The 6,329-nt window shown below is 67.4% G+C and carries 8 protein-coding genes and 2 pseudogenes; 2 read left to right on the plus strand and 8 right to left on the minus strand.

What is annotated here, in order from left to right:
- Positions 1-2: 2 nt before the first annotated feature.
- Positions 3-1,171, minus strand: a pseudogene (locus ON27_RS38345) (AMP-binding protein); the annotation flags it as partial.
- On the opposite strand from ON27_RS38345, the pseudogene ON27_RS38350 reads away from it, so the two are divergent.
- A pseudogene (locus ON27_RS38350) lies at positions 1,166-1,689 on the plus strand (hypothetical protein); the annotation flags it as partial. The pseudogenes ON27_RS38345 and ON27_RS38350 sit on opposite strands and share 6 nt — an antisense overlap.
- Here the strand turns inward: ON27_RS38350 and ON27_RS45675 are convergent.
- The 4 genes from ON27_RS45675 to ON27_RS38365 form a co-directional block, all read right to left on the minus strand.
- Positions 1,637-2,305: an LLM class flavin-dependent oxidoreductase gene (locus ON27_RS45675; RefSeq protein WP_051047529.1), complete on the minus strand. Its 669-nt coding sequence runs from the start codon at positions 2,303-2,305 to the stop codon at positions 1,637-1,639. The pseudogene ON27_RS38350 and the gene ON27_RS45675 overlap by 53 nt on opposite strands.
- Positions 2,306-2,385: 80 nt before the next feature.
- A complete protein-coding gene (locus ON27_RS38360; RefSeq protein ID WP_051047530.1) occupies positions 2,386-2,652 on the minus strand; it encodes a cold shock domain-containing protein in 267 nt (88 codons plus the stop codon).
- Positions 2,653-2,671: 19 nt separating this feature from the next.
- A complete protein-coding gene (locus ON27_RS43760; protein WP_157227946.1) occupies positions 2,672-2,833 on the minus strand; it encodes a hypothetical protein in 162 nt (53 codons plus the stop codon).
- A gap of 115 nt (positions 2,834-2,948) precedes the next feature.
- The gene (locus tag ON27_RS38365; RefSeq protein WP_043738876.1) at positions 2,949-3,368 is read right to left on the minus strand and encodes an Hsp20/alpha crystallin family protein; all 420 of its coding nucleotides are present in this window, start codon (positions 3,366-3,368) and stop codon (positions 2,949-2,951) included.
- 145 nt (positions 3,369-3,513) lie between these two features.
- Between ON27_RS38365 and ON27_RS38370 the strand changes: the two genes are divergently transcribed.
- Positions 3,514-3,867, plus strand: coding sequence for a MerR family transcriptional regulator (locus ON27_RS38370; protein ID WP_043738827.1), 354 nt, complete (start codon positions 3,514-3,516; stop codon positions 3,865-3,867).
- A 9-nt stretch (positions 3,868-3,876) separates the two neighbouring features.
- On the opposite strand, the gene ON27_RS38375 is transcribed toward ON27_RS38370, so the two are convergent.
- From ON27_RS38375 to ON27_RS38385, 3 genes are all read right to left on the minus strand, one after another.
- Positions 3,877-4,296, minus strand: a complete 420-nt coding sequence (locus tag ON27_RS38375; protein ID WP_157227948.1) for an ATP-binding protein — start codon at positions 4,294-4,296, stop codon at positions 3,877-3,879.
- A gap of 341 nt (positions 4,297-4,637) precedes the next feature.
- Complete coding sequence (locus tag ON27_RS38380; RefSeq protein WP_043738831.1) at positions 4,638-5,084, minus strand: response regulator; 447 nt, start codon at positions 5,082-5,084, stop codon at positions 4,638-4,640.
- The coding region (locus ON27_RS38385; RefSeq protein WP_043738833.1) for a sensor histidine kinase at positions 5,081-6,329 on the minus strand (1,249 nt) is incomplete at its 5' end. The genes ON27_RS38385 and ON27_RS38380, both read right to left, overlap by 4 nt.

The following is a 6,329-nucleotide window of genomic DNA, read 5'->3' on the forward strand; positions in this document are numbered from 1 at the left end:
CTCTACCGCAGGTGGACCTTCATCACCTTGCCGGTCGCGTTGAGCGGCAGCGTGCGCAGAAACGCACCGAGCGGGGGACTTTGTAGCCCGCCATCCGCTCGCGGCTCCATGCGATCAGCTCCGCTTCGGTGACCGGGTCCTTGGTCACCACGAAGGCCCGGCCGACCTGCCCGAGCCGTTCGTCCGGCACACCGATGACGGCGGCCCGCGCGACCGCGGGGTGTTCCAGCAGAAACCCCTCTATCTCGGCGGGATAGGCGTTGAACCCGCCGACGATGAACATGTCCTGCTTGCGTCCGACGATGCGCAACCTGCCCTCGGGATCGAGGATGCCCAGGTCGCCGGTGTGCAGCCAGCCCTCCGGGTCGATCGCCTCGGCCGTCGCCCGCGGGTCGTCCAGGTAGCCCTGCATCACGCTGTAACCGCGGACCAGCACTTCACCGTCCTCCGCGATGCGGACCTCGACACCGTCGCAGGATTTCCCCACGGTCGCCGCGATCTGCTCGAAGGTGTCCCCGGGCCGGGACGCGGTGGCGGTGCCCGCCTCGGTCAATCCGTATCCGGTCATGATCGAGCGGAACGGAAGTTCTTCACGCATCCGGCGGATGAGTTCCACCGGGATGTCGGCCGCCCCGGTGACCGCGGCTCGCAGCGAGGACAGATCGTGCGTACCGGCGGCCTCCACCAGCGAGTGGTAGAGCGTCGGCGGGCCGGGTAGCATCGTCATCCGTTCCCGCGCCACCAGTTCCAGCACGCGATCGACGTCGAAGACGGGGACCGGAGGGATCGTGGCGCCACGGATGAGCGAGGCCACGAGACCGGCTTTGTAGCCGAAGGTATGGAAGGACGGGTTGACGATCAGATAACGGTCGCCTTCCCGCAGATCCGCCAGATCGCACCACTCCGCGTAGAGCCGCAGCGTCTGCGCGTGATTCATCATCACGCCCTTGGAACGCCCGGTGGTGCCGGAGGTGTAGATGACGTCGGCGATGTCGGTACTCGCGACGCTCCGCTCGAACGGCGCGCCACTGTCCAGGAAATCGGATTTCAGATCGATCACGGGCACATCGGTGGCGCCGGTGTAGTCGACGCCGAGGAAACCCTGCTGGACGAGCACGGCCTTGGCGCCGCTGCGGCGGATGACGTCGCCCGCCTCGTCGGCCTTGAAGCGCCCGCGATGACCGCGCACCGCACCGGCGTATTCGGCGAGGCGGTGCGGCTGGTCGGTGACGCGCTCGGCGTCGAGTTCGACGAGGTGTGCTGCGTCGCCGAATATGCCCGGACACGGCCGATCTCGACCTCGGATCGTGGACTATCCCGGCGGGATGCGTCGCGGGCGTCCACGCGAGCTGGAAGGGCCGGATCGGGGACCGGACCGCTGTGGAGATCAAGGTCCGCTGGCGCAAAGGCCAGGCGCTCGAGCCCGACTGGAAGATCGATCAGGACGGCTGGGTCTTGCGCGTCGACGGCCGCCCCACGGTACGCAACGTCGTCAGCTTCTTGCCGCCACCGGATTTCCGAGCGGAGACGATCGCCGACATCATGACCCTCGGGCACATCATGACCGCGATGCCGGTCATCAACGCCATCCCCGTCGTCGTGGCCTGCGCCGAACCTGTCGGATGCCGGACGCTCGCTACGCGGACCGAGCAGTCGCGTCGGACAAGCGAGGAGTTGGATCGACTGTGACGACCGGGAATCCGACACGGGGTAGCGCGAATCGCCGCCACGACGTCGGCGATCGCGTCGAGGGTGAACTCGGTCGAGTCGGTGGCGCGGCGTCGGCGGGTCGCGGGATGGCGCCCGCTCGCAATTGCGGCATGACCTCGGCGGCGAACAACTCCATCGTCGCTTCGGCTTGTCGCTCGGACCGCTCCGCGGCCGACCCCCAGGGCAAGCCCGCCTGCCGGTGCTCCTCGGGTACCGAACCGCTGCCGAGGCCGAACTCCAGCCGTCCGCCGGAGATCAGGTCGAGTGTGGTGGCCATGCGCGCCAGTAACACCGGGTGCCGGAAGTTGTTGCACAGCACCAGCGTGCCGACGCGCAGGGTCGTGGTGTGTGCCAGCAGCGCGGTGGCGGTCGTCCAGGCTTCGAGTGCCGGATGATCGGGGAGTCCGGGAGCGTAGAGGTGGTCGAACAACCACAACGTGCCGAAGCCCGTGCGCTCGGCCGTTCGAGCGAGGCCGGCCAGCGTCTCGTAGTCCGGAACGATCTGGGGAACGTAGATCCCGAATTCCAAGCCGCCGAACGCTGCGGCTGTGCGGTGTGGCGTGACCGGATCGGGATGAGGGGAGTCCGCCGTCACGTGACCACCTCCCAGGCAACTACGGCAGCCCGGAAGCGACCGGACATGTATGTCCGGTAATAGTACTGTCTCGCCGCTCCCTATGGCCGAGGTCGAGCGTCCGGAAGCAGCGGGCGCACCGCCGTGGCTTCGGGCCCCCGCTTGCGCATGGTGGCCCGGAAGAGGACGGGTTGGCCCGCTGCCAGCGACTTGTATCCGGTGGTCTCGATGCTCGTGTACTCGACGAAGACCTGAGCGGGGTGGTCGTCGGGCTGGAGGAATCCGAAGCCCTTTTCGACGTTGAACCAGATCACCGTGCCGCGGCGCCAGAATTCCGCCGGGGTGCGGTACTGCGGGCGGCCCGTCACGATGGGATCCGGTGCGCGCTCACGCGGCGTCGCGGTGCTGGGGATCGGGGTACATGATCCGGCGCCACCAGGCGTCGAGGGGACTGGGGTCGGGCCAGACGACCGCGGCTTCGGATGCGAGTCCGGGGCCGGATCGCGTCGGTGCGAGCCGAGCGTCGCGTGCTTCGCTTGGTGCCGTCATCGGGTGCTCCATCAGGTGGTCCGTTCGCAAGAATAGCCTCTGCGCGATGACGCCTTTCCCGTTCGAGCCGAGGCGGGCCCGGTCGGCGGGCCCGCCCGAGTACAGCCCGGCCGGGTCAGGCGTCGATCGCTTTGTGCCCGTTGCCGCGACCGATCTCGATCTTGCGCGGCTTGGCCTTCTCGGCGACGGGAATCGTCAGGCGGAGCACCCCGTCGGTGTAGTCGGCGCGGATGTTGTCGGTGTCGAGGTTCTCGCCGAGGAAAAGTTGGCGGCTGAACTCGCCGCGGGAGCGTTCCGCGGCGATCATCTCGCGGCCTGCGTCGAGTTCGGGACGACGGGCACGCACCGTCAACACATTGCGCTCGATATCCAGGTCCAGTGATTCGGCGTCGATTCCGGGCAGATCGAACTCCACGACGAACTCCTCGCCCGCGCGCCAGGCATCCATCGGCATCACCGCTGGATGTGCCTTCGTGCCGAACACCTGCTGCGTCAGACGGTCCAGATCGCGGAACGGATCGGTACGCATCAGCATGGTCGCCACCTCCACCTCACTCCATTCTCCGTAGTAGGGTCCAGATAACCTCTGTCATCTGGTACAGATTTTTTATAGCAGTGCGAGAAGTTGAGCGCAAGGCGCTAAACTAGGAAATCTGTTGGGCGATGCGAAGTGAGGATGGATGGCGCAGGAGAGGGGCGACTCGAGGCATCTACCGGATCCCGGCCAGGCGGTGTACGGGATCTCGGTCGCGGCCGGGCTGGCGGGAATCGGCGTGCAGACGCTCAGACTCTACGAGCGCCACGGGTTGCTGACTCCCGCGCGCAGCGACGGAGGCACCCGTCGCTACAGCGGCAACGATCTGGCTCGACTGCGCCGGATTACCGATCTGGTCGCGACCGGCGTCAATCTGGCGGGAATCCGCCGCATTCTCGATTTGGAGGATGCCAATGCCGATCTGCACGCCGACAACGACCGGCTACAGGCCGACAACGTCCGGCTGCGGGACGCGCGGGACAGCCCGTCCCAGTTCTGAGATCCGGGATCACTCCGAAAAGCGCGTCCGGAGATCGACGACCGTGCCGGAGTCCCCGGTGGTGATGTCGACCTCTGGAATGAGCGCGCGAATCAGCGGCATACCGCGCCCGCGCAGCGAATCGGCTCGTTGATCGGGCGGTTTCCATCGCCCGCTGTCGGCAATGGTCACCCGGAGTTCGTCGCCGCTGATCGAGGCCCGCAAGCGGACCACGCCGCCGTCGCCGCGGTGGCCGTGCTCGACGGCATTGGTGCACGCCTCGCTGACGGCGAGCAGCACGTCGTAGGCCGGACCGGCCGCCATGCCGGAGTCGGTGAGCCATTGCTGCAGCGTGTGCCGGACGGTTGCCAACTGGACGGCTTCGGCAGGGAAATCCAGCTCCAGCGGCGTCGCGGCGCTGGGTAGCGGAACTCGCTCACCCGTGCTCACGACCGCGTACCAGCCGCCGAGGTCATCGTGCGTCTGTCGCGGCCCGCTCGTCGCGTCGTCGTGTCGTCCCAAGAGCGTCGATGCGCCGTCACCTCGTTACCTCCCTGTCGGGGATCGGTGCGCTGTATTCTGCGCCATGCCGAGCACACGGGCCGTCGCCGGGCTCGGCTGTGGCGTGTTCGCCGTGCGTATGCCATGCTCCCCGAAGCTATACCCAGTTGATCAATAGGCATTCACTTCCGCGATACCGCAGGTGGGAACCCGATCCGGCCGAGCGGTCGGCGATCCCGTGAAGCTCTGTGCCACAAGCGCGACGACGCCGTGGCGGGCCTCTGGAGACGCTACCGGCTCTGGCGGGGGAGCCGCACGACCTGGACGAAGAAGTCGTCGATCTGCTTGATGGCGGCGACGAACTGGTCGAGATCGACCGGCTTGGTGACGTAGGCGTTGGCGTGCAGCCGGTAGCTGCGCAGGATGTCCTCTTCGGCCGCGGAAGTGGTCAGCACCACCACCGGAATGTGCGACAGATCGGGATCGGCCTTGATCTTCTCCAGCACCTGCCTGCCGTCGTACTTCGGCAGGTTGAGGTCGAGCAGGATCAGGTCCGGCCGCGGCGCGTCCGGGTACGCGCCTTGGCGGTAGAGGAAGTCGAGTGCCTCCTCGCCGTCCCTGGCCACGTGCAGGGTGTTGCCGATCTTGTTGTCCTCGAACGCCTCTCGCGTCATCAACTCGTCACCCGGGTCGTCTTCGACGAGCAGGATGTCGATGGGCCGGCCGGGGTTGGTCATGCGGTGACTCCTTCGTGGACGGGAGCGTCGGCGGTACGGGCGGCGCTGTCGGTTTCGCCGGCGCGCAGGGTGAAGCAGAATCGGGTGCCCGCGGTGTAATCGGTGTCGATCCAGATCCGGCCACCGTGGTATTCCACGATCTTCTTGCAGACGGCCAGCCCGATGCCGGTCCCGCTGTACTCCTCACGATTGTGCAGGCGCTGGAAGATGACGAACACCTTCTCCGCGAATTCGGGCGCGATCCCGATGCCGTTGTCGGAGACCGACAGCAGCCAGCCGCTGCCGTCCTCGCCCTGCGCGCAGGTGATCTCGATCTCGGGGGTGCGGTCGGGCTCGCGGAACTTGATGGCGTTGGCGATCAGGTTCTGCCACAGCATCGTCAGCAGCGTCGGATCGCCGAGGATCTCGGGCAGCTGGTCCGGGCGGTGGATGAGCGCACCGGTGTCCTCGATCGCCACGGAGAGATTGGTCAGCGCCTTGTCCAGGGTCTGGCCCAGGTCGGTGGGGTCGTTGCGATCGGTGATCCGGCCCACTCGGGAGAAGGTCAGCAGATCGTTGATCAGCACCTGCATCCGCTTGGCGCCGTCGACGGCGAAGTCGATGTACTGCTTGCCGCGCTCGTCGAGCTGATCGCCGTACCGCTTCTCCAGCAGCTGGCAGAACGCGGCCACCTTGCGCAGCGGTTCCTGCAGGTCGTGCGAGGCGACGTAGGCGAACTGCTCCAGCTCGGTGTTGGACCGGCGCAGTTCCTCGGCCTGCAGGTCGAGATCGGTCTTCTGCTCGGCGAGCGCCGCTTCCTGAGCCCGCGACGAACTCAGCTCGGCGACGATGCGGCGGCGCATGCTCTCGACCGCGTGCGCGACGGTCATGAGATCGGCGGGGCCGTGCGCGTCGATGTGATGATCGAAGTCGCCGCCCGCGACCCGCAGCGATGCGTCCGTGAGGTAGCTGAGCGGGCGCGCGATCAGGCGCCGCACCAGCACGGTCAGCAGCACGCCGGTGAGCAGGAACGCGATGACCATCCCGGCCAGCACGGCGTCCCGGACCGTCCGGGTGTGCGCCAGGTGCTCTTGGTCGTCGGCGATGGCGGCCGCGAGACTGGTGTTCTGGTTCTCGAAGCGGGCGCGGAGTTCGTCGAAAAGCGGTTTGCCCCGGTTGTCGGTGGCCGGGTCCAGGCCACGGGTCGAGCCGGAGTTCAACGCCGCGACCAGCGGCTCGGCGTACTCGGTGCGCCATCGCCGCGCG

The sequence above is a fragment of the Nocardia asiatica NBRC 100129 genome (assembly GCF_000308415.1).
GTDB classification, from domain to species: Bacteria; Actinomycetota; Actinomycetes; order Mycobacteriales; family Mycobacteriaceae; genus Nocardia; species Nocardia asiatica.